Raw genomic sequence first — 24,931 nt, 5'->3', positions numbered from 1 at the left:
CCGGAGACTATTGAGCCTTCTGATGTCTGACCAGAATTGTTTCAAGATCGTGATGCTCGGTGTGGAACCGAAGGCTCACCTGGCGTTCGCCCGCGGTTCGCCCGCCATTCGCCGGGCTGCCGGAGGCTTCGCGGGACCCCTGCTCATTTCCCGCCGTGCCGACCGAAGAGGGACCCACAGCCTTGCAAATCTTGCATAAGAGATGGCGTGCGTCAATCACTCTGGGCGTCGCGTTCCTGACCGCGATTCCCTTTTTCCTCGCGTCCTCGTCCGCCGCCTCGGCGGTTTCGCCGGCCGGTTCGCCGACCGTTTCACCGACTGTTTCGCCGACGGCCGACGCGGCGCCTTCCGCCGTGAAAATCAATGAGGTCGAGTCCAATGGCGGAACGCCGGGCGACTGGGTCGAGTTGGTCAATTCGGGTGCGATTGCTGTTGATGTGTCGGGTTGGCTCGTCAAGGACAATGACGACTCCCATGTGTTCACGATCGCCGCCGGTACGTCGATCGCGCCCGGCGGTTTTCTCGCGCTCGACGTCGACCCCGTCTTCGGGCTGGGAAGCGCGGATTCCGCGCGGCTTTTCCTGCCCGACGGCGTGACCTTGGTGGACGCGTACTCCTGGACCGCCCACGCGGCGACCACGTACGGCCGTTGCCCCGACGGCACCGGCGCTTTCGTCACCACGACCGCCTCCACCAAGGGCGCCGCGAACGACTGCGGAGCGCCCTCGTCGGCCGTGAGAATCAATGAGGTCGAGTCCAATGGCGGAACGCCCGGCGACTGGGTCGAGTTGACCAACACAAGTCCCGTGTCCGTGGACATATCGGGCTGGCTCGTCAAGGACAACGACGACTCCCACGTCTTCACGGTCCCCGCCGGTACGTCGGTCGCGCCGGGCGGTTTCCTCGCCCTCGACGTCGAGTCGGCCTTCGGTCTCGGCGGCGCCGACTCCGCCCGCCTCTTCCTGCCGGACGGCACGACGCTGATCGACGCGTACTCCTGGACCGCCCACGCGGCGACCACGTACGGGCGTTGCCCCGACGGCACGGGCGACTTCGCGACGACGGCCGCCTCCACGAAGGGCGCGGCCAACGCGTGCGCCGGTCAGGTCGCGGCCTCCCCGTGGCCGGGCGGCTCCTCGGTGACCACGGTCGACGACGCGAACGTCTTCGGTACGAACCTGAGCGGCCTGGCGTACGAGGGCTCAGGCGGGCCGACTCCCGGTGTGCTGTGGGCCGTCAGGAACGGCCCCTCCACGCTGTACCGGCTGGAGTGGGACGGCGCCAAGTGGGCGCCGGACACCGCCGACGGGTGGAGCGCGGGCAAGGCGCTGCGCTACCCGGACGGGACCGGTGACCCCGACGCCGAGGGGGTCGCCCTGACGGGCGCGGGCCCTTCCGGCGGCGTCTTCGTCTCGACCGAGCGCGACAACGCGGTCAGCGGCGTGAGCCGTCCCGAGGTGCTGCGCTTCGACCCGCCCGGCACGGGGTCCGGCGCGCTGCGCGCCACCCGCGAGTGGAATCTGACGGCGGACCTGCCGCCGGTCGGCGCCAACAGCGGCCTCGAGGGCATCACTTGGGTGCCCGACAGCTACCTGACCTCGCACGGCTTCCGCGACCAGCACACGGGCGCCGCGTACTCCCCGGCCGCCTACCCCGACCACGGTGACGGCCTCTTCTTCGTCGGCCTCGAAGGCAACGGCAGCGTCTACGCGTACGCCCTCGACCAGTCCGGCAGCGGCTTCACCCGCGTCGCCGCCTTCGCCAGCGGCTTCCCGAGCGTCATGGAGCTCCAGTTCGACGCCGAGGCCGACCAGTTGTGGGCCGTGTGCGACGACACCTGCAACGGCCGTACGGCGACCTTCGCCGTGGGCGCCAACGGCGACTTCGCCGCCACCGGCCTCTACGAGCGTCCGGCCGCGATGCCCAACCTCAACAACGAGGGCTTCGCCTTCGCCCCGCGCTCCGAGTGCGTCGACGGCCGCAAGCCGGTCTTCTGGTCCGACGACAGCGACGACGGCGGGCACGCGTTGCGCGGCGGCACGATCGCCTGCGCGGCGGGCGGCGCCTTCCTGCCCCTGAACGGCTTCTCCGACGTGGCCCTCGGCGGCACCACCTCCGGCCGTGTCGTCGCCACCGGCGGCCGTACGGTCCTGGTCTCCGACGCCCGCGACCCCGCGGGCGTACTGGTGTACGTCGGCCCTGGATCCGCCCCCGCCCAGGTCCAGTTGACCGGCGGCGCGGCCACGCTCTCCCTCGGGCGCGGCTCCTACGAGATCACCGGCTCCGGCCGCACGACCACCGTGCGTACGGTCGACGGCGAGCCCGCCGTCCTCGCCCCGGTCCCCGCGACCGTCGCCCGCGGCGCCTCCCTCACCTACACCGAGACCCCCACCGGCCTCACCGGCATCCGCCACACCGGCTCCGTCACCTTCGGCCCCTGCACCGGCGTCGACATCCAGAACGTCATCCTCGGCACCCCCGGCAACGACCGCCTCACCGGCACCCCCGGCAACGACCTCATCCTCGGCCGCGGCGGCAACGACACCGTCGACGGCGGCGGCGGAAGCGACTGCGTCCTGACCGGCGCGGGCAACGACCGCATCTCCCTCCCGGGCACCGGCCCTTCGTACACCGACGCGGGCGGCGGCAACAACGTCGTCTCCACGGGCGACGGCGCCAATGTGGTCCTCGCGGGCAGCGGCAACGACCAGATCACGACGGGTGGGGGCGACGACCGCGTGGACGCGGGCGGCGGCAACAACGTCGTCTCGGCGGGCGGCGGCTCCGACACCGTCCGGTCCACCACCGGCAACGACACCCTCGACTGCGGCCCCGGCCTCGACACCGCCCACCCCGGCACCGGCAACAACACCAACGTCGGTGGCCGTTGCGAGACCTTCCTGTCCTGACCCCCGCCAAGAGAGGCCGGGCCCCCCGCCCGGCCTCTCCCGACCCCCACACGCGGCGCCACCCCGCCGTACCCTGTACCCAGCCCCGGCACGCACTCCCACCGCGTGGCGGTTCGCCCCATCTGCCCGATCCTTGATGGTTGGTTCCATCCGCCTCCCCCCACTGCTGAACATGCACGTCAGCGAGACCGCCCCCCGCGCGTGCGGGGATGACCCCCCAGCCCGTGCCAGCTACGCGGGCCACAGCATCTGCCCCCCCCGCGCGTGCGGGGATGACCCCCGGTCCAGCAGTTCGCCGATGCTGTCACCGAACTGCCCCCCCGCGCGTGCGGGGATGAGCCCATGTGCTTGGTGACGGTCTTCTCCAGGGCGTCGTGCACCCCGCGGCGTGCGGGGATGGCCCCGGGGGCTACTTGGCGCTGTGCCCCGCGCATGGCGGCCCCCCGCGCGTGCGGGGATGACGTGTTTGCTCAGGGCGCGGCCCCGCCGAGGGCTATTCGAGGGCCGCGACGGCGGCAAGGATCTCGGCGGGTTCCGACCGCGTCGTGTAATCGGGGTGGACGTCGATCCAGCGGATGGAGCCGTCGGCGCCGACGAGGACGGTCGTGGCGAGCGGGAGAGCGGCAGACCCGTCGGCGTTGACGTCGGTGAGGCGGACGCCGAGGGACGCCTGGGCGTCCTGCGCGCTGTCGGCGAGGGTGAAGACGATGCCGAGCTGCGCGGCGATCCGGTTCCCCGGGTCCGACAGTACGGCGTACGACAGGCCGAGCTTCTCGGTCATCGTCAGCGAGCCGTCCGGCTTCTGCGGGCTGAGCGCGATCAGGGCGACGCCCCGCGCTCGGAGTTGGTCGACCAGGGCCTCCTGGTAGGTGCGCAAGGTCAGGTTGCAGTACGGGCACCAGGCGCCCCGGTAGAAGACGACGACGGCCGGGCGCCCCGCCCGTACGGCCGAAAGGCTCGTCGGCCGACCGGTCGCGTCCAGAAGGTCGCCGTCGGGCATGGCGGTGCCCGGACCGGCGACGCCGTCCGGGACACCGGCCGCCATCAGCCGCCGCCTCTCGTTCTCGAAGGCGGTTCCGACCTCGGCGGGCAGCCGCCCGGCGGCCTGCGCCTGGACCTCGGCGGCCCGGTCGGCGACCGGGGTTGCGATGTCGTTCATGAGAGCGCCCCTTGCGTGCTGCGAATCGTGCTGCGATGGGCCCAGTGATTTCTGGGTCGCAGATTCCACTCTCGCGTCCAAAAAATGGGTTCTCAAGTCCAAAACGGTGTTAGCGTGGCGTCATGGCTACCGATACGCGCCCGACGGCCAAGCTCACGCCCAAGGGGCTGCGGACCCGGGCCCGTATCGTCGACGCCGCCGCCGAACTCGTTCACGAACGCGGGGTCGCGGGCGCCACCCTCGAAGACGTCAAGGCCGCGGCCCAGGTCAGCGGCTCGCAGCTCTACCACTACTTCGCCGACAAGGAAGCGCTCGTGCAGGCGGTGATCGACCGCCAGGCCGACGCCATCGTCACCACCACCGAGCAGGCGGGGCTCGACACGGTCGAGGGGCTGCGCGCCTGGCGCGACCTCGTCGTCGCCGAGGCCGGACGCCTCGACGGCCGGGGCGGCTGCCCGCTCGGGTCCCTCGGCGGTCAGCTCGCCGAGAGCGACGCGCGGGCCCGCGCTCGGGTCTCGGTCGGGTTCGGCCGCTGGTCCACCGTCATCGGCCAAGGGCTGGCCGCCCTGCACGCCGCCGGGCGCCTCCGGCCCGGCATCGATCCGGACGACCTCGCGGTCACCCTCCTCTGCGCCTTGCAGGGCGCACTCCTGCTCGCCCAGATCCAGCGGGACAGCCTTCCGCTGGAGACCGCACTCGACACCGTCCTGGCCCTGAGCCTCAGCCCTGGCGTTACCTTCGGCCAGCGCGCCGGATGACGTCCGACGGAACTCCGGGCGCCGCCGCCGCGCCCCCTCGGTGCGGCGGAACTAACTGCGGTTCACCGCACGCTGGTTGCTTGGACCCAGCCCCCGTGAGTCGCCCGCACCCACGTCTTGGCGCTCGGTCCAGCCTTGGCCCCTGCGGCCGCCTGCCGCGGCCATATCCTGTGCTCGGGGCCGTGCGGCCCGCCTTCAGGAGCCGCTTGCCCTATTCGCCCGATCCTCGACAGTTGGTTCAATCGGCCCCTGCCCCCTGATAACCCCGCACGTCAGCGAGCCTGCTCCCCGCGCAAGCGGGGATGACCCCGTCGTCGTGCACCGCGGCCGGCGGCGGTGCGGCTGCTCCCCGCGCAAGCGGGGATGACCCCTGGTCAAAAGTCATCTCGGTCGGCATGAACGGCTGCTCCCCGCGCGAGCGGGGATGACCCCCGCCCACGACCGCCGCCCGCCGAACATGCGGCCTGCTCCCCGCGCGTGCGGGGATGACCCCTCTTCCCGTCTGGCTATAACGCCGTTATAGGTCTGCTCCCCGCGCGTGCGGGGATAGCCCCGGCCCGCAGGCCGTGCGTTGGGGGAACGGCGATGCGTGTCCGGACGTGGGCGACCGTGGAGGTCGATCGTCCTGCGACCCTTACGGTCCTTACGGCCGGGGCGGCGACGGCGGCAGCGTAGAACGTGCGACGCGGAACCCCACGTCGTCGATTCCGAACGTCGGATGGCTGCGGCGCCGCACGGACGCGCGGCAGCTCCAGTGCTCGTCGGCCCAGCCGCCGCCGCGCAGCACCCGGTAGGTCCCGTACACCTCGGCGTCGTAGACGTCCCAGCACCAGTTCCACACGTTGCCCAACATGTCGTACAGGCCGAAGGCGTTGGGCTCCTTGCCGCCGACGGGGTGCGTACGCCCGTCCGAGTTCCCCTGGTGCCAGGCGACGGCGTCGAGCTGCCCGTACCTCGGCCCCGTCGTCCCCGCCCGGCAGGCGTACTCCCACTCGGCCTCGGTCGGCAGCCGGTAACCGTCCGCCGCCGCGTCCCACTCCGCCCGCTCGGCCTCACGGTCCAACGCGTACGCGGGCGTCAGCCCCTCCCGCCGCGACAGGGCGTCGCAGAACTCCGCCGCGTCCCACCACGAAACCCCCTCCACCGGCAGCCGCCCGCCCTCCACACTGCTCGGCCTCCGGCCGGTGACCTCCGCGTACGCCTCCTGCGTCACCGGCACCGCCGCCATCTCGAACGCCGCGACCTCGACCTGCCAGCTCTTCTGCGTCCGCCGGTCCGACACCGTCACCCGTCCCGCCGGGACCCCCACCATGTCCTCCACAGCCGGCCACCCTACCGACCACCCCGAATACGCCCCCACGGCCCGCCGGCACCGTCCCCCACCAGGCGGCCACCTGCCCCATTCGCCCGCCCCCGCCACCTCGCCGAATCCACCCCCACCCGCCGACAACCCCCCAGGTCAGCCCCTCCGCCGCCCTCGCGTAATGCGGGGAAGACCCCCTCCGTGGAAGTCGAGGTATTCGCGGTCGGCCCTCGTCCGCGTCGGCCGCGATTGTCCGAGGTGCGCGTTACGGTCCTGTCATGGCAGCAAGAATCGATCTGACCCTTGATTGCGCGGACGCGAAACTCCTCGCCACGTTCTGGAAGACGGCCCTGGGGTATGTGGACGAGCCGCCGCCCGCTCCGTTCACGACCCGTGAGGAGTGGCTGGCGCAGTTCGACCTTCCGGAGGACGACTCCGCGGACGACGGCGCGTGGCTCTGCGATCCCGACGGCGTCGGCCCCCGGTTCTGCATCCTCAAGGTCCCCGAGCCGAAGACCGCCAAGAACCGGCTCCACATCGACGTCCGGGTGCCGGGACACGGCAGCCCCGACGAGCGGTGGGCAAGGATCGAGGCGGAGTCCGAGCGGCTGGTGAAGGCGGGCGGGGTCGTCCTGGAGGAGTTCGAGGGGCACCATGTGGTGATGGCCGACCCCGAGGGCAATGAGTTCTGCGTTGCCGCGGCCTCGGCGGGAGGCTGACCGGGGACGGCATCCGCCCGCCCCTCACGTGGGGAGGGGCGGCGATGGAGCAGGGCACCCGTGGGGAGCTCATCGATCGGCTGGCGGAGGCGGTCGGGGCGGCCGGGGCGGTCACGGCCGGGGCAGCCGGGGTGGCCGGGGCGGTCACGGCCGGGGCGGTCACGACAAGGCACCCGGTGCGGGTCGCGGTCGACGGGCCGCCGGCCGCGGGGAAGACGACCCTGGCCGACGAACTCGCCGTCGTGCTGCGGGCGCGGGGCCGCGAGGTCATCCGGGCGACGGTGGACGACTTCCTCGTCCCGCGCGCACAGCGCTACCGGCGCGGCCGGTACACCGCCGAAGGCTGCTACTTCGACGCCCACGACCGCGCCGCGCTGTGCCGGTTCCTGCTCGACCCGCTGGGACCTGGCGGAGACCGGAGGTTCCGAACGACGGCCTACGACGCGCAGACCGACACCGCGCTGTCGCCACCGGCCGCGACCGCCCCGGCGGACGCCGTACTCCTCTTCGACGGCGTCTTCCTCCTGCGCCCCGAACTCCTCGACCGGTGGGACCTGCGCGTCCTCGTGTCCGTCCCCTTCGAGCAGACGGTGGACCGGGCCCGGAGCCGGGACGCGGCGCTGACGGCCGCCGCCCGGAACCGAGACGCGGCGCCGACGGCCGCCGCCGAGATCGAACGGTCCTGGCGCGACCGCTACCTCCCCGCCCAGCGGCTCTACGCCGCCACGGCGCACCCCGCCGACCACGCCGACATCACCGTCCACAACACCCCCCTCCAGAACCCGACTTGGGAGGTCAGGCAGGGCTGACCGGGACTCGGCGCCTCAGCGGAAGGCGGCGATGTTACGGGTGACCCAGTCGCGGAAGGGGCGCGGGGCGCGGCCGAGGACGCGCTGGACGTCCGGGCTGATGGCCAACTCGGCCGGACGCGGGGCGGAGAGGATGTCGAGGGTGTCGTCGGCGAGTTCGGCCGGTACGAAGCGGGTCATCGCCAACCGGGCCTCTTCGCGGGTGAGTTCGTGGAACCGTACGGGCGAGTCGAGCGCGGCGGCGATGGCAGCGGCCTGCTGACGTGGAGTGATGACCTCGGGGCCGGTCAGCTCGTACACCCCGCCGTTGTGCCGGTCGTCCAGGAGGCAGGCCGCCGCGACCTCGGCGATGTCGGCCGGGTCGACGACCGGAACCCCCACGTCGCCGAAGGGCGCGGCGACCGTCCGCTCCGTACGCACGGACTCCGCCCAGGCCAGGGCGTTGGACGCGAAGCCGCCCGGTCGTACGATCGCCCAGTCCAGGCCGGAGCCCCGCAATGCGTCCTCCACCGCGCGCACTGCGACCCGCGACGGGTCGAGCGGCCTGGTCGACACGCCCTGCGAGGACAGCAGGACGACCCGGCGTACGCCGTGGGCAGCGGCGAGGCCGATGAGGTCGGCGGGCCTGGCTTCGGGGGCGTGCAAGTCGCCGGACAGGAGCAGGAACAGCGCCTTCGCTCCGTCCAACGCCGCTGCGAGGCTTGCCGGTTCGGCCAGGTCGGCCGACAAGTGGCTTACGCCGTGCGGCAGTTGCGCCGAGCCGGTCGGGGGTCGCCGCGACACCGCCGTCACCTGCTCGCCCGCCTCGGCCAGTGCCTGCGTCAAAGGCCGGCCCACGTTTCCGGTCGCACCGGTCACCACGATCATGTTCGGCTCCTCGTTCCTGCTGCGTTATCCGTTGTGGCTACGGGGATTGACGCTAGGAGCCGGGCTTACTTTCCGTAAGGACATACCCCGAGGTAAGCTCCGGACATGGAGGAAGGCGTGCAGCTGAAGCCGGTCGTGGCGGACCCTCGGTATGAGGTGTTTCACACCGACTGCCCCGCGCGCGACATGGTCGACCACGTGACCAGCCGGTGGGGCATCTGGGTGCTGATCTCCTTGCGGACCAACGACCTGCGGTTCTACGAGCTGCGCGACAGCATCCGGGGCATCAGCGAGAAGATGCTGGCGCAGACCTTGCGCGCCCTGGTCCAGGACGGCCTGATCTGGCGTGCGGTCGAGCCGACGACTCCTCCCCAAGTCACCTACGGCCTCACCGACTTCGGCCGCGACATCGGCGAGCCCCTCACCGACCTCTTCGACCGCATCACCCGCCGCCTCCCGCCGCCCTCGCCCGTCCCCGAAGGCGGTTCCACCCCGTCCTGGTCCCCTCGCCACTGACCGCCGACACCTCTGCGAGCAGCCCCCCACGACACCCTACGGCCCCCCCCGCGCCTGCGGGGATGTCCCCAAGGGCCTGTCGTACGCCGACGGCGGCATCCGCTGCTCCCCGCGCGTGCGGGGAAGGGCGGGATTCGGCGCGCGCATGCGCCCGGGCGGGGGCGGGGCGGCCCGGTCAGAGGAGGGCGGCGGCCAGGAAGGCGAAGGCGGCGATGATGACGGCGACGCGGACGTAGTGAAAGCGGTCCCAGCGATTCATCTGCTGCTTCCAGTCGGCGGGCCGATTCTCGGGGGTCCAGGTCTTGCTCTGGTTGTTGATGGGGACGAGCAGCAGGATCGACATGATCACGCTGACGATCAGCAGCGCGGCACCGGTGATGACGAGGCCGACACCGTCGTGGTGCCGCCCGGCGACGGCCCAGACGGCGGCGAGGACGAGCGAGCCGATGTACCAGAACGGCATCACGGCGCCGAGCATGCGACCCCCGTGGGCGCGGGCGAGCTGGCCGCTGTCGTCGGGCAGCGCGTTGAAGATCGGGTTCATGACGAAGGCGACGGAGAACTCCACCCCCACCATCACGCCGACGACCACGGTGGTGATGACCTCAAGTGCGTTGAGCATGGTGATCCTCCCGGAGATCAGGATCTAGCGTTGCTAGCCGTTGGTTCAACGCTAGACCTGCTACCGCTCGATTGTCTAGCGGTGCTAGAATCGAGTCATGTCGGTACAGGAACGCAAGGAGCGCGAACGGGCGGGCCGCGAACGCCTCATCGTGGCCACGGCCCGCGAACTCGCCGAGCGCCAGGGCTGGGACGCGGTCACCACGCGCCGCCTCGCCGAGCGCATCGAGTACAGCCAGCCCGTCCTCTACAGCCACTTCCGGGGGAAGCGCGAGATCATCGGCGCCGTCGCCCTCCAGGGCGCCGCCGAGATGGCCGTGGCGATACGGGCCGCGACCTCCGCCGTGGACGACCCGCGCGCCCGGGTCACCACCCTCGCCCGCACCTACCTGGACTTCGCCGAACGCAACCCGGCGGTCTACGACGCCATGTTCAACCTCGACGGCGGCCTCGCCTTCGCGCACGAGGACACGCCGGAGCCGCTGAAGGACGCCTTCGCCGCTCTGCTGGAGACCCTCGGCGAGGTGGCCGGGGACGGCGTCCACCCGGGGCTGTTCACCGAGCTGTTCTGGGCGTCCCTGCACGGACTCGCCACCCTGACCCGTGCCGGGCGGCTCCCGCCGGGGGACACCGAACGCAGAACCGAGCTGCTGGTCGACCGCCTCGCCGTCCTCTGACGCCCCGGCCCCGCCCCCGCCCCCGGCCTCGCGCCGGGGCGGACCGCTAGGCGGTGGGGAGTTGGCCGGACTTCACGGCGTCGATGAAGGCGGACCAGGAGGCGGTGGGGAAGGTGAGGGCGGGGCCGTGAGGGTCTTTGGAGTCGCGTACGGGGACGGTGCCGGGGAAGTTGTCGGCGACCTCAATGCAACTGTCCGGCTCCGCCCCGCCGCTGTAGGACGACTTGCGCCACGCGGCGGCGCTCAGATTCAGACCGGTGCTTGGCATGATCACTGGTCCTCGGACGTTCAGACGGTGGGGAGTTGGCCGGACTTCACGGCGTCGATGAAGGCGGACCAGGAGGCGGTGGGGAAGGTGAGGGCGGGGCCGTGGGGGTCTTTGGAGTCGCGTACGGGGACGGTGCCGGGGAAGTTGTCGGCGACCTCAATGCAACTGTCCGGCTCCGCGCCGCCGCTGTAGGACGACTTGCGCCACGCGGCGGCGCTCAGATTCAGACCGGTGCTCTGCATGACTAGTGGTCCTCCAGTGCGGATCGGAGTATGTCCAAGGACTCGGTGGGCGACAGCGCGGAGTCCCGAAGTCGATCGTAGGACAAGCGCAGGTGGTCCACCTCCTCCGTTTCCTCTACGAGGTGGCCGGTCCAACTGCTCTCCACGTAGGCGACCGTCCGCCCGCTGGGGAGCCAGAGAAGCTGAAGCGGACTGGTCAGGAGGTTGTGCAGTCCGACGGAGAACGGCACCACTTGCAGAACGATGTTCGGCTGTTCGGCGGCCGACACCAGACGCTCCAACTGCTCGGTCCACACGCCCGCGTCACGGGGTGGCCTTCGAAGGACCGACTCGTCAAGCAAGCCCCGGTAGTTCAGTGGCTTCGCATCGATGAGACGGTCCTGCCGGGCGATGCGGGCGGTGACCTGTTGCGTCAGCAACTCTTCGCTCTTCGGCCCGCGCGTGCGCAGCAGCGCCTCGGCGTATCCAGGGGTCTGTAGGAGCCCGGGAACCGTGCTGACGGCGAACTCCTGGATGCTCGTCGCCTCCGCCTCCAAGTCCACAAAGCCCTGGAACCGGCTCTGCCCCGCCTCGCGCTTGGCGGCACGCCACAACTTGCTGAGCAGGTCACCGGTTCCGTACAGCCGGTCGAGCGCGTCGATGGCGTCGAGGGAGCCGAGCCGGACGCCCTTCTCCAGCCGTTGGAGATAGGACGGGTCGTACTTGGAACGATCGGCGAGTTCGGCCAGCGTCCAACCGGCGCGCTCCCGCTGTCTGGTGAGTTCGGCCGCGAGCATCGCGCGTGGGCTGAGTTCGTCCTCGGCTCCGTCGATCATCCGAGCGCCCGTTCCTTTCGCCTTGCCTCCGTCGTGGGCAACGAGCCTGTGGCCAGCGCCGATTGGCGGCTCCGCCTGCGGGTTTCGCGGCGGCGGCCACGTAACCGGGCCCGTACCCCTTGCTGTTCGCGGGGTCAACGGCCGACCCCTGGCGATCGTATGGCTCCCGCCTCACGCTTGTGTACGGAAAGTGAGAATTCGATCACGCACGGAGAGACGGTAAGGCGCTATGTCGGGAGTTGCCGTAGAGGCGAAGGGCGGTGGCGCGCCGCCGCCCCCGCAGCCGTACACCGATCCACAAGAGCTGTGGCCCCCAACGGCGTTGGGAGTACGGCGCGCCCGTCACTCGCTGATGCGAACCCTTGCCGCGTGGCGGGCCGAACGCGACGTGGCCGAGGCCGCCTGCCTCGTCCTCGCCGAACTCGCCGCCAACGCACAGCGCCACGGGCACGTTCCCGGCAAGCAGTTCGGCGTCAGCGCCCATCGGCTCGCCGACGGGCTGCTCCTCGAAGTCCACGACGCCGCCGGCGGTTCCTTACCCGTCCTTCTCGACGCCCCCACCCCTGATCTTGCCGCCGAACGCGGGCGCGGGCTCCTCCTCGTGGACGCCGTCACCCACGGCCGCTGGGGTGTCGCCCCGCGCGCGGGCGCCACCGGCAAGGTCGTCTGGGCCCTCGTCCCGGCCCCTGCGTCTGCGTCTGCGCCGTGGGGCGACTCTGCGGTGCCGGGCCCCGCCCGCTGAGTCCTCGCCGCATCCTCGGCCCTACCCTGTACGCGGGCGGCCTCGTCGCGACGCGGTTCGCCGCCTCTGCCTGACCCTTTGCACCTGGTTCAACCCTGGCTCTGCGCCCGGCAACTCCGCACGTCGGCAAGCCAGTTCCCCGCGCACGCGGGGATGACCCCCGCACGCGGGCCAGCGGCCGGGGCGCGTCCTGCCGCTCCCCGCGCACGCGGGGATGATCCCGGGGTGGTCGTCCACCACACCGTGACCCAGGGGTGGTCCCCGCGCCTGCGGGGATGACCGCTCGTCGGGACTCACCGACGCTGGACGGGGCGTAGGGCCTCCCGATTCTCCGACCGGGCGGTGCGGGGCGTACGGCGGGAGCTGCGGTCGCGGAGGGAGCGGGGGCACGTCGGAAGGCTCGACTGCGTGCGTTGAGGTCGCTGACGTTCGATACGGGGTGGGCGCGGACGAAAGGGCGCCCCGTGTGATGCTGGCGGCATGAGTGATCAACCTGAGGTCGCCGTCGTCCGGTGGCCGGACCAGGCACCTTCGGCCGGGGACGGGCTGGCCGGGCTGGCCGGGCTGCTGGCGGCCTACCACCTGCGGACCGAGGCCGAGAAGGGGGAGGCGGTCGCGGGGGTGGACGGGCTGCCGGATCGATACCGGGCGGAGATCACCGACCCTCGGAGCGCGTTCGCCGACGATGTCGTGCTGGTGGCGCTCGTGCGGGACGCCGCCGTGGGCTGCGTGGTGGTGACGCGTCCGGACCACGGGCACTCCGAGGTCAAGAGGCTCTGGACCGAAGCCGGGTTCCGTGGCCGGGGCGTCGCGTCCGCTCTGCTCGGCGCGGCGTTCGAGCAGGCGGCGGAGAACGGCGCGGATACGGTCCGGCTCTCGGTGTGGAAGTGGCGGACCGGGGCCATCGCGCTGTACGAACGGCTCGGCTTCACCGTCACCGACTCGTGGGACGAGCGGGAGCAACTGGTCTGCATGCGGCGCGCCTTGTGAGCGGTCGCCGTCACCCGCTGACGGCCGCGCCATCGCGTATCGCGCGGCGACGGCACGGCGCGTCGTCACCCCGCGTCAGCCGGGACGGCGGCTGCCGAGGCGCGCCTCGCCCCGGGCCCCGGGCCCGCTCCACGAACCTCGTGACGACCTCAGCCGCTCCCCGCCCACGCCGTAGGGGCGGGTCACTCGCCTCAGCTCTACGCTGTACGCGGACCACGCGGGGATGACCCCTTCTGTGACCGCACGTCGTAGACAGTCTGGTGCTGCCCCCCGCGCACGCGGGGATGACCCCAGGCGGCGCCACGTCTCCGGCCCCACGAGACCCTGCCCCCGCGCACGGGGGGATGACCCCAGTTCATCCGCGGCCTGGGCGGCGCCCAGTTGCTGCCCCCGCGCACGCGGGGATGCCCCCGTCCAGGTGGCCGTCACCACCGCGAAGCTCCTCCCCCCCCCCCCGCGCGGATGCCCCCGGGGCGCCGCCGCGACGGCCCACCGTCGCCGACCTCGCCCCGCCGTCCCGGCCCCCCTCCGCCACGGCCCCCCCGCCGTCCCGGCGCGCCCCCGCCCGGGCCCGCCGCCCCCGCTGGCGAGGGCAAGGCGAAGCGCACCCCCCCCGCCGGGGCGGCGTTATTGGTCGCGGCGGGGGACCGTCAGGAGGACGAGGAGGGCGGGGGCGGCGGCCCAGGCGGCGAAGGTGAGCCAGGCGCCGGGGATGGTGGAGGGGTAGGGGGCGTGGAGGATGGCGATGGGGAGGGTGAGGCGGTACCAGGCGTTGAAGGGGAGCGCGTGGGTGAGGGTGGCGCTGAGGTGGGTGCGGTCGGTGATGGAGACGGGGAGGATGAAGGCGAGAAGGAACAGCGTGACCATGGTGGCGACGCTGTGGCGGATGACGGCGCCGAGGCCGAGGCCGATGAGGGCGCCGAGCGGGGCGAGGACGGCGGAGGCGGCGGTGATGCGGAGGGCGACGGGGTCGGTGAGGGGGACGCCGGTGTAACGGCCGTACAAAATGGCCGCGTCGCACCAGACGGAGGCGGCGACGGTGAGGACGCCGAAGACGGCGGCGACCGCCGTCACGACCAGGACCTTGGCGGTCATGACCTCCCGGCGGGCGGGGACGGCGCAGAACGTCGTACGGAGCAGGCCCGTGGTCTGTTCGCTGAGGATCGCGATGGCGCCCACCGCGCCCATGGCCAGCAGGACCCAGGCGGCGGCGGGACGGCTGAACGCCTCTTGCAGGGCGCCGTGCGCGGTGAACGGGGGCGGCCCTGAGTGCCAGTGCGCGCGGGCGGCGCGCGCGGCGTTGGCGTTCACGCCGACCGCGGCCAGGGCGCTGAGCAGCACGAACCACGGGATGGACCGCAGCGACCACAGTTTGATCCACTCCGCCGCCAGCAAGTCCCAGAAGCGGGGCGCGGGTTCGAGAAGGCCGGATTCCGTACTCATGACCGCTCTCCCGACTCCGCCGCGTACTCCACGCTCGTACCTGTCAGTTCCATGAACGCCTGCTCCAACGAGCCGTTCCGCGTCGTCAGTTGATGGACGAGGATGCCGTGCTCCACGGCGATCCCCGCGATCCGTACGGCGTCCATCCCGGAGCCTTCGGCAGCCGTCACCGTGAGCAGGCCGTCCGGCGCCTGCGTCACCCGGGCGCCCGCTCGCGTGAGCGCGGTCACCAGCCCCGCCGGGTCGTCGGCGCGGACCTCGACGACCTGCCCGCGCTGCCGCGCGCCGCGCGCGGCGAAGGCGGAAACGCTCTCGTCGGCGAGGAGTCGACCCCGGCCGAGGACGACGAGCCGGTCGGCGGTGTGCTCCATCTCCGTCATGAGGTGGCTGCTGACGAAGACGGTGCGCCCGTCGGCGGCCAGCCGTCTGAACAGCGCACGGACGAAGAGCACGCCCTCGGGGTCGAGCCCGTTCAGCGGCTCGTCGAAGAGCAGCACCGGCGGATCGCCGAGCAACGCGCCCGCGATGCCGAGCCGTTGCCGCATGCCGAGCGAGAAACCGCCGATGCGCCGGCCGGCGGCGTCGCCGAGCCCGACCTCGCGCAGGACGGTGTCGATCCGGCCGCGCGGAACGGCGTTGCTGCGGGCCAGGAAGCGGAGATGGTCGTACGCGGTGCGCCCGCCGTGCGCGTCGCCCGCGTCGAGCAGCGCGCCGACGTGGCGCAGGCCCCGGCGGCGGGTACGGAAGTCGTGGCCGTTGATCGTCGCGGTGCCGCCAGTGGGGGCGTGCAGGCCGACGAGCATCCGCAAAGTGGTGCTCTTGCCCGAGCCGTTGGGGCCGAGGAAGCCGGTGACGTGGCCGGGGCGGACGGTGAAGGACAGGTCGTTGACGGCGGTGGTCCGGCCGTAGCGCTTGGTGAGATGGCTGACTTCGATCACGGGACCACGCTGCCGTCCGGAGCGGCGCGGGGTCATCGGCCGCCGGAGGACGTCCCCCTGTCCGCCGGTCGCGGAACGGTCCGCCCCGCCGTACGCCCACGGGCTTACGTCCCCGGGTGAATGCCCAGGTGGGGGACGGTCGTTACGCTCGGAGCATGGACCTGGGCAGGGAGCTGAGCATGGACTTCACCCACTCACCGCTCAAACGCCTCTCCCGCGTACGGCCGGGTACGTGGATGGCGCTGATCTGGTTCGCGGTCACCGCGTACACCGTCTTCGAGCAGACGCAGACCCGCGGCCTCAGCGTCCTCGACCTGAGCCTCGGCAACCAGTTGGACGAAGTCCTCGCGGCCGTCCTCGTCCTGGCCGCCGCGCGCCGCGAGCGCCGCCCGCTCCCCGCCCTGTGCCTGCTGCTCACCGGGACCGTCTGCTCGGTGTTGGCCATGGCGGTGGGGGACATCCCGCTGTTGCAGTTCCTCGCGGTGGACGTGGCGGTCTGCTATCTGGCGGCGACGCAGCCGCTGCGCACGTCGGCGACGGCGGGCGTGCTGGCGCTGGCCACGCTGGTCGGCTACTCGGGCGGTCGCGCGCTGCTCGGCTACGAGACCGACGCGACGACGACGCTGACGGCCGCGCTCACGACGGCGATCGTGTGGCTGGTCGGCAACGCGGTGTGGCAGCGCCACGCGCACGCGGAGGCGTTGCGCGCGGAGGCGACGGAACGGGCGATCACCTCCGAACGCCTGCGGATCGCGCGGGAGTTGCACGACATGGTCGCGCACACCATCGGGATCGTCGCGCTCCAGGCCGGTGCGGCGCGGCAGGTCTTCGACACCCAGCCGGACCGCGCCCGCGCCGCGCTCGGCGAGATCGAGACGGCGGGGCGGGAGACGCTGACCGGGCTGCGCCGCATGCTCGGCGCCCTGCGCGAGGCGGACGGGAACGGCGCGGACGGGAACGGCTCTGACGGGAGCGGCACGGACGGCAATGGCGCGGACGCGAACAGCGCGCAGGGGAACGGCTCTGCCGGGACGGTCGCGACCGGGCGCGGCGCGCAGGCGGGCGGCGCCCACGCGGGCGGAGACGGTACGCGCGAGGCCGTACGGCCCGCCCCCGCGCCGGGAATCGCCGACGTGCCCCGGCTCGCCGAGACCACGACCGCCGCGGGCGTGCGCGTGGACGTGACCTGGTCCGGCGTACGGCGCCAACTCCCGCCGGAGATCGAGCTGTCGGCGTACCGCATCGTCCAGGAGGCGGTGACGAACGTCGTACGGCACGCGGGCGCGCGGTCCTGCGCGGTGACCATCGAGTTCCGCGCGGCGGAGCTGGCCGTCGAGGTCAGCAACCCGGGCGCGGACCCGGAGCCGCACCCGGCGCGTACGACGACGCACGCCGTACGGGCCCCGGCCCGCGGCGGCTACGGCATCGTCGGCATGCGCGAGCGCGTCGGACTGCTGCACGGCGACTTCTCGGCGCAGCCGCGCCCGGACGGCGGCTTCCGCGTGACGGCCCGGCTGCCGGTGCCGCCCCAGGAGGCCCAACCAGCTCCCGACGCGGGGACGTTCACGTGTATGCCGGTCACGGAGCCCGTCCGATGACCGTCGACGCCGCCGGACCTGCGGTCCCCGTGCGCGTCCTCCTCGTCGACGACCAGCCCCTCGTCCGCGCCTCCCTCGACATGATCATCACCGACGCGCCGGACCTCGCGGTGGTCGGCGAGGCGGGTACAGGCGCGGACGCCGTTCGGCTGAGCGCCGAACTGCGGCCGGACGTCGTCGTCATGGACATCCGCATGCCCGGCATGGACGGCATCGAGGCGACGCGCCGGATCACCGAGGACCCGGTGTACGCGACCGGGGCCCCGCGCGTCCTCGTGCTGACGACCTTCGACCAGGACGACCACGTCTACGGGGCGTTGCGCGCGGGGGCGTCCGGGTTCCTGGTCAAGGACATGGCGCTGGACGACATCTTGGCCGCGATCCGCGTCGTGGCGGCGGGCGACGGCCTCATCGCCCCGGCCGTCACGCGCCGCCTGATCGCGCACTTCGCCCAACAGCCGCCGCCCGCGGGGCCGGTGGACGCACACGCTCCCGCGCGGCTGGCCGCCGTCACCGACCGCGAGCGCCAGATCCTCACCCTCGTGGGCCTCGGCCGCGCCAACGCCGAGATCGCCGCCGAGCTCTTCATCAGCGGCGCGACCGTCAAGACGTACATCTCCCGCCTGCTCACGAAGCTGGACGCCCGCGACCGGGTCCAGTTGGTCATCATCGCGTACGAGTCGGGCCTCGTCGGCACGGCCTGAGCGCTGCCTGAGCACGGAGTCGGCGCCCCGGCTCAAAGACCCCGGTTCAAGGCCCCGGCTCAGCGCCCCCGGCTCAGGGCGCCGTGAACAGCGTCGGGAAGCGCGGCGCGAGCCAGGGCCTGCGGCCCCAGGCCAGGATCGCGCCGCGCGCGAGCGCGCTCGTGGCGGTGCGGCGGCCGAGGGCGATGAGGAGGAAGGTGACGGGCTCGGTGACGATCGTGCAGTCGGGGCGGCGCGGCGGGGCGTCGGTCACGGCGAGGGCCCCGTCGGTGAAGGTGGCCGTGAAGCGGGGGCCGCCGCGCAGGCGGAGGTCGTAGCAGGCGGTGTGCCCGGCGGCGGTGCGGGGTTCGACGACGCGGGGCATGGCCGTCATGAGGAACGGGACGGTGAGCAGGGCCCGTTGGGGGCTGACCATGTGGGGGCGGCGGAGGGCCACGGCGATGTCGTAGCCGTGTCCGAGCATGTGGGCGAGCAGATACGCGCCGAGGTGGCCGAGGTCCATGGGGCCCATCGGGGTGGCCAGTTGGGCGCCCGGCTCCCTGGACGGCGCCGTGTCCGTGAACGCCCGCGCGTGCCGGACGATCCCGGCCGCCAGGATCGCCGGGTCGCGCTCGGTAAAGGCTTCCAGGGACGCGGTGTTGGCAGCGGCCAGGCCGCCCGGCGTCCCGTCGCCGTACGGCCGCTCGCGCCCGGCGGCGAGGTCCGCCATCAGGGCGTTGGCCAGCATCAGATGCGCCGCCGCCTCCCCAACCGTCCACCGCGCGCCGGGAATCGGCACGGCCATGTCCGAGGGCGACCGCAGCAGCGCCGCGATCCGCTCGGCGACGGCCGGGACGGCCACGGACAGCGGCGAGTCCGCGCTGACCAGGGGGCTGGGTACCGTCATGGTGCAGAAGAGTGACCGAGCCCGCCGCTTCTGTCCAGGGTGCGCGTCGCGCGACGCGGCCCACGACCGCCGCTCCCTGCTCCCCGCTCGCGCCCGGCCCCCCGGCGGACACGCCCTAGAGCCGGGGCAGCGGTGTGCGGTGGACCCAGGCGGTGAAGAGCGGGTCGAGCGAGTCGGCGCTGTAGCGCGCCGCGTGCGCGGCGAGGTCGGCCGTGACCACCGTCGAGTGGCGGTTTATGGTCGCCCACGCCTTGAGCATCCGGAAGAACGCGCCCTCGCCGAGGGCCAGTCGCAGGGCGTGGACGGTGAGGCCGCCGCGCTGGTAGAGGCGGTCGTCGAACATCAGACGGCGTCCCGGGTCGCCCAGGCGCAGATCCTGCGGGAGCCGGGAGAGGCGGTCGTGGGCGGTGGCGGCGTGCGCGGCGGCGAGCGGGCCGCCGGTGTGCTCCGACCACAGCCACTCGGCGTATTTGGCGAAGCCCTCATTGAGCCAGATGTGCCGCCAGTCGCCGATGGACAGGCTGTTGCCGAACCACTGGTGGGCCAGCTCGTGGGCGACCAGCCGTTCCCAATGCCGCCTGCCGCCCAGGTGGTTGGTGCCGAAGGTGGCCATGCCCTGGGCCTCCACCGGCACGTCCAGCTCCTCGTCGGCGACGACCACCGCGTACTCGCCGAACGGATACGGACCGAAGACGTCCTCGAAGAAGTCCATCATGCGGGTCTGCCGCTCGAAGTCGACGGCGAATTCACCGCGCAGCCCCGCCGGTACGTAACCGGTCTGCGGTACCGGGCGGCGCGGTGCGAACAGCGAGGCGCCGCCGGTGAGCTGGACCGTCTCGTAGCGGCCGATCGACACCGTCACCAGATAGCTGGACGTGGGCGCCGCCTGCTCGTAGACCCACGTGGTGCTGCTGGCCTTGGTGGTCCTGGACAGCAGCCGCCCGCCGACGACCACGGTGTACGCGGACGGCGCGGTGACCGCGATCTGGTACGACGCCTTGTCCGCGGGCCGGTCGTTGCACGGGTACCAGGACGGCGCGCCGACCGGCTGGCTCGCCACCAGCGCGCCGTCGGTCAGCTCCTCCCAGCCCAGGCCGCCCCACTGGCTGTTGATGGGCTGCGGGTTGCCGGTGTAGGCCACCTCGACGGTGAAGGCCGCGCCCGCCTCGACCGGCTTCGCGGGCCGTACGCGCAGCCGTCCCGCCCGGTGCGTGTAGTGCGCGGGCCGACCGTCGACCACGACCCGCTGGAGCCTGAAGTCGGCCAGGTCCAGGGCGAATTCACGCAGCGGCGCGCCGCCCGCGACCGCGCTGAGCCGCGCCGTGCCGCGCAGCCGGTTGGACGCGGGCCGGTAGTCCAGGGCCAGTTCGTACCGGTGGACGCCGTAACGGCTGTCGCCGTGCGCGGGGAAGTACGGGTCCGCCGCCCCCGGCCCGGCTGCTCGCTTCTGGCTCAACGGTTCCTCGCTCATCGTTCCCACCGGGCCGCACCCCCGTACGGCCTGGTCGTTCCCCCGGACGGGCCGGGCACACGTGCCGGCGCGCCGGCACGTGGCGCGCCGCCCGACGGACCGCGTCCGCCCCCGGCCGGCCGCGGGCGACCTCTCACGCCTCGCCCCGCCGCGCGGGCGGCTCCTCCTCGAACCACACCTCGGCCGGATTCCCCAGCCAGCGGCTGTCCGCGGGGATGGACTCGGCGCGCATCACCAGGGACGCGGGCCCCAGGGTGCTGCGGGCGCCGATCTCGCTGCCGGGCAGCACGATGCCACCGGGACCGAGGGTCGCGCCCGTGCGGAGCACCACCGTATCCATGCGCATGATCCGGTCGTGGAAGAGGTGGGTCTGAAGGACGCAGCCGCGGTTGACGCTGACGCCGTCCTCCAGGGTGACGAGGTCGGCCTCGGGCAGCCAGTAGCTCTCGCACCACACGCCCCGGCCGATGTGCGCGCCGAGGCCGCGCAGCCACAGGCTCATCACGGCGGTGCCGGGCACCGCGCCGACCAGCCACGGCACGGCCAGCACCTCCACGAAGGTGTCGGCCAGCTCGTTGCGCCACACGAAACCGCTCCACAGCGGGCGCTCGACCGCCCGGAAGCGGCCCACGAGCAGCCACTTCGCGGCGATCGACACCAGCGCGGCGGCGCCGCCCGCGGCCAGCAGCACCGGCCCCGACAGCAGCGCCACCGCCAGGACGCCCGCGTCGCGGGCCAGCCGGGCCAGCACGGCCAGGACGAGTACGGCCAGCGCGGCGGAGGCCAGCACCGGCACCAGGCGGCAGACCTCGACCAGCCCGCGCGCCCACACCAGCCGTACCGGCGGCGCGTACGTCAGGCTCTGGTCGGCGTCGTCAGCCGTGCGCGGCAGCCGTACCGGCGGCATGCCCAGGTACGAGCGGCCCTCCTTGGCCTTCTTCGGCGTCGCCGACAGCACCCCGACCAGGCCGCGGTCCGGGACGGCGCGCCCCGGCGCCGTCATCCCCGAATTGCCGAGGAACGCGCGCTCGCCGATCTCGGCCGCGCCGATCCGCAGCCAGCCGCCGCCGAGCTGGTACGGGGCGACGAGGACGTCGTCGGCGAGGAACGCGCCGTCGCCGACGGTGGTGAGGCTCGGCATCGCCAGCACCGTGGAGACCTCGGCGCCGCTGCCGACCTTCATGCCGAGCGCCCGCAGCCACACGGGCGTGATCAGGCCCGCGTACAGCGGGAAGAGCTTGTCGCGGGCGGCGTCCATGAGCTGGATGACCGTCCAGGACTGCCAGCCGACGCGGCTGTGCAGCGGGTGCCAGCCGGGCCGCAGGCCCAGGCTCAGCAGCCGGACGGCGGCGATCAGCAGCGCCGCGTACACCAGCGCGAAGGCGAGGGTGGCGGGGACGAGCGCGATGAGCGCGCCCCGCGCGGCGGCGCCGAGACCGCTGTGGGCGGGCACCAGGCAGGCCGCGACGGCCAGCGCCGCGAGCCCGGCGATCAGCGGCAGCAGCGTCACGCCGACGCCGCTCGCGCCGTACGCCGCCGCCCAGCGGGTACGGCGCGCGGGCCGCTGCTTGGGCCAGCGCCGCTCGGCCTTGCCGACCTTGACGGCGGGCGCGCCCGCCCAGCTCTGCCCGGTCGGCACCTGCCCGGTGACGCTGGACCCGGCCGTGATCTGCGCGCGCTTGCCGATCCTGGCGCCCGGCAGGAGTGTGCTGCGGGTGCCGACGACGGCGCCGGAGCCGACCTTCACCGGGCCGACCTCGAGCCGGTCGCCGTCCAGCCAGTACCCGGCGAGGTCGACCTCGGCCTCGACCGCGCAGCCCCGGCCGAGCTTGAGCATGCCGGTGACCGGCGGCAGCGAGTGCAGGTCCACGTCCGGCCCGATCCGGGCGCCGAGCGCCCGGCCGTACCGGATCAGCCAGGCCCCGGACAGCGAGGTCGCGCCGGTCGCCTCGGCCAGCCGCTCGGCCGCCCACAGCCGCAGGTGGACGCCGCCGCCGCGCGGATAGCTGCCGGGGGTCAGCCCGCGCAGCAGCAGCCGGGCACCGGCCGCGGCCAGCGCGAGGCGGCCGGGCGGGCTGAAGAGCAGGACGGCCCCGGCGGCGACCAGCCACCAGGACGCGGTGGGCGCCCACGGGTAGTGGCCGGTCCAGGCCAGCGTGTTGCCCAGCGCCAGCAGCCCGGTCGTCCAGCGCAGCCCGGTCAGCGCGAACAGCGGCAGCAGCGCGAGCAGTTGGACGGCCTTGGCGCGGCCGGGCACCGGCGCGATCTCGCGGGCCGGGCGGTCGTCCCGTACGGAACGGTCCAGCATCCTGGCCAGCTTGCGCACGGTCGGCGCCTGGTAGATGTCGACGACGGCCACCGACGGGAAGCGGGTCCGCAGCAGCGTCGTGAGCTGGGCCGCGGCCAGACTGCCGCCGCCGATCGCGAAGAAGTCGTCGCGCGCCTCGACCACCGGCACACCGAGGACTTCGGTCCACTGCTCGGCCACCCACGCCTCGGTGCCGCGCAGCGGCTCGGCGGCCTCCTCGCCGGGCGCGGGGCCCGCCGACTCCGGCAGCGGCCAGGGCAGCGCGGCCCTGTCCACCTTCCCCGAGGTGCGGGTCGGCAGGCCGGGGACGGTCGCCAGCAGCGGTACGAGGGCGGCGGGCAGCTTCGTGGACAGCTCCGCGACGGCCGCGGCCCGGTCCCAGCCCTCGCCCGCCACCACGTAACCGACCAGCAGCTGATTGCCGCGCCTGGTCGTGCGTACGGCGGCGGCTGCCCCCGCTACGCCCGGCAGCGCCTGGAGCGCCGCGTCCACCTCGCCCAGCTCGATCCGGCGCCCGCCGAGCTTGACCTGCTCGTCGGCGCGGCCCAGGAACAGCAGCCCCTCGGGCTCGGCGCGCACGAGGTCCCCGCTGCGGTACGCGCGCGCCCAGCCCATCGACTCCAGCGGCGCGTACTTCTCCGCGTCCTTCTCGGCGTCGAGATACCGGGCCAGGCCGACGCCGCCGATGATGAGCTGGCCGCTGCCGCCCATCGGCACCGGCTCGCCCGCCTCGTCCACCACGGCCAGCTCCCAGCCATCCAGCGGCAGCCCGATCCGTACCGGGCCCTCGCCGGTCAGCAGCGCCGCGCAGGCGACGACGGTGGCCTCGGTCGGGCCGTAGGTGTTCCAGACCTCGCGGCCCTCGGTGACCAGCCGCTCGACCAGCTCCGGCGGGCACGCCTCGCCGCCGAAGATCAGCAGCCGCACCTCGTTCAGCGCCTCGGCGGGCCACAGCGCGGCCAGCGTCGGCACCGTCGAGACCACCGTGATCTCCTGCTCGGCCAGCCACGGCCCGAGGTCGCTGCCGCCGCGCACCTGCGAGCGGGGGACCGGGACCAGGCAGGCGCCGTTGCGCCAGGCCAGCCACATCTCCTCGCACGAGGCGTCGAAGGCCACCGACAGGCTCGCCATCACGCGGTCGCCGGGACCGATCGGCTCGTCCTGGAGGAACAGCGCGGCTTCGGCGTCCACGAACGCCGCCGCGTTGCGGTGCGTGACCGCGACGCCCTTGGGGCGGCCGGTCGAGCCCGAGGTGAAGATGATCCAGGCGTCGTCGTCGGGGGAGGGGCGGCGCGGGGCTTTCGACGCGGGCGTGTCGTTCGGCGCGTGACGGGTGCCGGTCACGGTGGTGGCGTGAGGGGGGCCGGGGCGGGCGGTGGTGTGAGGGGTGCCGGTCCGGGCGGTGGCGTGAGGGGTGCCTGTCGGCGCGTGAGTGGTGCCGGTCAGGGTGAGGGCGCGGTCCGCGCCCAGTACGGCGGCCACCCGCGCCTCGCCGAAGACCAGCTCGGCCCGCTCGTCCGGGTCCTCGGCGTCCACCGGGACGTAGGCGGCGCCCGCCGCGAGCACGGCCAGGATGCTGACGTACAGGTCGTTGCTGCCCGAGGGCACCCGGACACCGACCCGGTCGCCCGGCCCGATCCCGGCCGCCGCGAGCCCGCGCCGCAGCGTGTCGACCTCGGCGGCCAGCGCGCGGTACGTCAGCGCGGTGCGCCCGTCGTCCAGCGCGGGCTCCTGCGGGTGCGCGAGGACGGTCGCGTCGAGCACGTCCAGCAGCGTCCGCGCCCCGGCGGCCGTACCTCCCGCGAAGTGGGCGTGCGGAAGGCTCGGCCGTTCGGCCGCGTCCAGCACTCCCAGCAGCAGGTCCACATCCCGCAGCGGGTCGCTCTCCACGCTCAGATCCATGCGCTCCTCGTCCCTCGTCCCCCGTCCGGGGGCCCGGCACCCTGCTCAGGCGTACAAAGCAAGACAAGCCGACCAATCTTACGGGCGGCCTTTCCGCGCCGCCTCCCGAGCGACCCCGCGCCCACCCGCGTTTCGAACGCGTTTCCGCCCCCTCTCGTGCCCCCTCTGACCTGCGCGGCGACCGTCCCTTCCGCCCCGCCCGCCGACGCCCGGCCGGCGCGGCCGAACGTGCCGCAACACACACGAGGAGCCGCCAAGAGATGGCCGCGCGATGTCATCACGGCGA

General features: G+C 73.3%; 23 protein-coding genes. 10 read left to right on the top strand and 13 right to left on the bottom strand.

Translation table 11 applies throughout. The annotated features are described in order from the left end of the window. Positions 1-7 precede the first annotated feature (7 nt). Complete coding sequence (locus ACFZAM_RS00940) at positions 8-457, bottom strand: hypothetical protein (protein ID WP_391043598.1); 450 nt, start codon at positions 455-457, stop codon at positions 8-10. Here ACFZAM_RS00940 and ACFZAM_RS00935 point away from each other — a divergent pair. After that, positions 354-2,909, top strand: a complete 2,556-nt coding sequence (locus ACFZAM_RS00935) for a lamin tail domain-containing protein (protein WP_391041761.1) — start codon at positions 354-356, stop codon at positions 2,907-2,909. The two genes, ACFZAM_RS00940 and ACFZAM_RS00935, sit on opposite strands and share 104 nt — an antisense overlap. A 493-nt stretch (positions 2,910-3,402) precedes the next feature. Here ACFZAM_RS00935 and ACFZAM_RS00930 read toward each other — a convergent pair whose 3' ends face one another. Further along, on the bottom strand, positions 3,403-4,068 hold the full coding sequence (locus ACFZAM_RS00930) for a redoxin domain-containing protein (RefSeq protein WP_391041760.1): 666 nt from the start codon (positions 4,066-4,068) through the stop codon (positions 3,403-3,405). Between the two features lie 122 nt (positions 4,069-4,190). On the opposite strand from ACFZAM_RS00930, the gene ACFZAM_RS00925 reads away from it, so the two are divergent. After that, a complete protein-coding gene (locus tag ACFZAM_RS00925) occupies positions 4,191-4,826 on the top strand; it encodes a TetR/AcrR family transcriptional regulator (RefSeq protein WP_355339855.1) in 636 nt (211 codons plus the stop codon). 643 nt (positions 4,827-5,469) lie between these two features. On the opposite strand, the gene ACFZAM_RS00920 is transcribed toward ACFZAM_RS00925, so the two are convergent. After that, positions 5,470-6,138 carry an SUMF1/EgtB/PvdO family nonheme iron enzyme gene (locus ACFZAM_RS00920; RefSeq protein ID WP_391043463.1) on the bottom strand — a complete coding sequence of 223 codons (669 nt, stop codon included), beginning with the start codon at positions 6,136-6,138 and terminating at the stop codon, positions 5,470-5,472. A 269-nt stretch (positions 6,139-6,407) separates the two neighbouring features. On the opposite strand from ACFZAM_RS00920, the gene ACFZAM_RS00915 reads away from it, so the two are divergent. Together ACFZAM_RS00915 and ACFZAM_RS00910 are read left to right on the top strand one after the other, a co-directional pair. Further along, on the top strand, positions 6,408-6,848 hold the full coding sequence (locus ACFZAM_RS00915) for a VOC family protein (RefSeq protein WP_391041758.1): 441 nt from the start codon (positions 6,408-6,410) through the stop codon (positions 6,846-6,848). Positions 6,849-6,892: 44 nt separating this feature from the next. Further along, complete coding sequence (locus tag ACFZAM_RS00910) at positions 6,893-7,657, top strand: cytidylate kinase family protein (RefSeq protein ID WP_391041757.1); 765 nt, start codon at positions 6,893-6,895, stop codon at positions 7,655-7,657. Positions 7,658-7,672: 15 nt separating this feature from the next. On the opposite strand, the gene ACFZAM_RS00905 is transcribed toward ACFZAM_RS00910, so the two are convergent. Then, positions 7,673-8,524 carry an NAD(P)H-binding protein gene (locus ACFZAM_RS00905; RefSeq protein ID WP_391041755.1) on the bottom strand — a complete coding sequence of 284 codons (852 nt, stop codon included), beginning with the start codon at positions 8,522-8,524 and terminating at the stop codon, positions 7,673-7,675. 105 nt (positions 8,525-8,629) lie between these two features. Here ACFZAM_RS00905 and ACFZAM_RS00900 point away from each other — a divergent pair, with 105 nt between their 5' ends. Then, on the top strand, positions 8,630-9,040 hold the full coding sequence (locus ACFZAM_RS00900; protein ID WP_391041753.1) for a winged helix-turn-helix transcriptional regulator: 411 nt from the start codon (positions 8,630-8,632) through the stop codon (positions 9,038-9,040). A gap of 175 nt (positions 9,041-9,215) precedes the next feature. Here the strand turns inward: ACFZAM_RS00900 and ACFZAM_RS00895 are convergent, their stop codons facing one another. Further along, a complete protein-coding gene (locus tag ACFZAM_RS00895) occupies positions 9,216-9,662 on the bottom strand; it encodes a DUF1772 domain-containing protein (protein ID WP_355339867.1) in 447 nt (148 codons plus the stop codon). Between the two features lie 97 nt (positions 9,663-9,759). Here ACFZAM_RS00895 and ACFZAM_RS00890 point away from each other — a divergent pair, with 97 nt between their 5' ends. Continuing rightward, the gene (locus ACFZAM_RS00890; RefSeq protein WP_391041751.1) at positions 9,760-10,338 is read left to right on the top strand and encodes a WHG domain-containing protein; all 579 of its coding nucleotides are present in this window, start codon (positions 9,760-9,762) and stop codon (positions 10,336-10,338) included. A 46-nt stretch (positions 10,339-10,384) separates the two neighbouring features. Here ACFZAM_RS00890 and ACFZAM_RS00885 read toward each other — a convergent pair whose 3' ends face one another. From ACFZAM_RS00885 to ACFZAM_RS00875, 3 genes are read right to left on the bottom strand one after another with little or no spacing between them, the layout of a single operon-like run. Continuing rightward, positions 10,385-10,606, bottom strand: a complete 222-nt coding sequence (locus ACFZAM_RS00885; protein WP_391041749.1) for a DUF397 domain-containing protein — start codon at positions 10,604-10,606, stop codon at positions 10,385-10,387. Positions 10,607-10,626: 20 nt separating this feature from the next. Further along, entirely contained in the window at positions 10,627-10,848 is a 222-nt protein-coding gene (locus ACFZAM_RS00880; RefSeq protein WP_391041747.1) for a DUF397 domain-containing protein, read from the bottom strand. A 2-nt stretch (positions 10,849-10,850) separates the two neighbouring features. Further along, positions 10,851-11,663 carry a helix-turn-helix transcriptional regulator gene (locus tag ACFZAM_RS00875; RefSeq protein ID WP_355339879.1) on the bottom strand — a complete coding sequence of 271 codons (813 nt, stop codon included), beginning with the start codon at positions 11,661-11,663 and terminating at the stop codon, positions 10,851-10,853. Between the two features lie 229 nt (positions 11,664-11,892). Between ACFZAM_RS00875 and ACFZAM_RS00870 the strand changes: the two genes are divergently transcribed. After that, positions 11,893-12,405 (top strand): ATP-binding protein, encoded by a 513-nt coding sequence (locus tag ACFZAM_RS00870; protein ID WP_391041745.1) that lies wholly within the window; start codon positions 11,893-11,895, stop codon positions 12,403-12,405. 480 nt (positions 12,406-12,885) lie between these two features. Next, a complete protein-coding gene (locus tag ACFZAM_RS00865; protein ID WP_391041744.1) occupies positions 12,886-13,395 on the top strand; it encodes a GNAT family N-acetyltransferase in 510 nt (169 codons plus the stop codon). 627 nt (positions 13,396-14,022) lie between these two features. Here ACFZAM_RS00865 and ACFZAM_RS00860 read toward each other — a convergent pair. Together ACFZAM_RS00860 and ACFZAM_RS00855 are read right to left on the bottom strand one after the other, a co-directional pair. Beyond that, a complete protein-coding gene (locus ACFZAM_RS00860) occupies positions 14,023-14,838 on the bottom strand; it encodes an ABC transporter permease (RefSeq protein ID WP_391041743.1) in 816 nt (271 codons plus the stop codon). Continuing rightward, positions 14,835-15,776, bottom strand: a complete 942-nt coding sequence (locus ACFZAM_RS00855) for an ATP-binding cassette domain-containing protein (protein WP_391041742.1) — start codon at positions 15,774-15,776, stop codon at positions 14,835-14,837. Before ACFZAM_RS00855 ends, ACFZAM_RS00860 begins: the two co-directional genes overlap by 4 nt. A 155-nt stretch (positions 15,777-15,931) precedes the next feature. Here ACFZAM_RS00855 and ACFZAM_RS00850 point away from each other — a divergent pair, with 155 nt between their 5' ends. Then, positions 15,932-17,374 (top strand): histidine kinase, encoded by a 1,443-nt coding sequence (locus ACFZAM_RS00850; protein ID WP_391041740.1) that lies wholly within the window; start codon positions 15,932-15,934, stop codon positions 17,372-17,374. Beyond that, positions 17,371-18,078 carry a response regulator gene (locus ACFZAM_RS00845; protein ID WP_391041738.1) on the top strand — a complete coding sequence of 236 codons (708 nt, stop codon included), beginning with the start codon at positions 17,371-17,373 and terminating at the stop codon, positions 18,076-18,078. Before ACFZAM_RS00850 ends, ACFZAM_RS00845 begins: the two co-directional genes overlap by 4 nt. Before the next feature lie 73 nt (positions 18,079-18,151). Here ACFZAM_RS00845 and ACFZAM_RS00840 read toward each other — a convergent pair whose 3' ends face one another. The 3 genes from ACFZAM_RS00840 to ACFZAM_RS00830 all read right to left on the bottom strand — a co-directional run bounded on the left by ACFZAM_RS00840 (position 18,152) and on the right by ACFZAM_RS00830 (position 24,645). Then, positions 18,152-18,964, bottom strand: coding sequence for a maleylpyruvate isomerase family mycothiol-dependent enzyme (locus tag ACFZAM_RS00840; RefSeq protein WP_391041736.1), 813 nt, complete (start codon positions 18,962-18,964; stop codon positions 18,152-18,154). 115 nt (positions 18,965-19,079) lie between these two features. Then, positions 19,080-20,435: a M1 family aminopeptidase gene (locus ACFZAM_RS00835; RefSeq protein ID WP_391041734.1), complete on the bottom strand. Its 1,356-nt coding sequence runs from the start codon at positions 20,433-20,435 to the stop codon at positions 19,080-19,082. A 133-nt stretch (positions 20,436-20,568) separates the two neighbouring features. Further along, on the bottom strand, positions 20,569-24,645 hold the full coding sequence (locus ACFZAM_RS00830; RefSeq protein ID WP_391041732.1) for a Pls/PosA family non-ribosomal peptide synthetase: 4,077 nt from the start codon (positions 24,643-24,645) through the stop codon (positions 20,569-20,571). Between the last annotated feature and the right edge of the window lie 286 nt (positions 24,646-24,931).

This window comes from Streptomyces sp. NPDC008079 (assembly GCF_042957385.1).
GTDB lineage: Bacteria > Actinomycetota > Actinomycetes > Streptomycetales > Streptomycetaceae > Actinacidiphila.
This window is presented reverse-complemented; position numbering and strand designations above follow the sequence as displayed.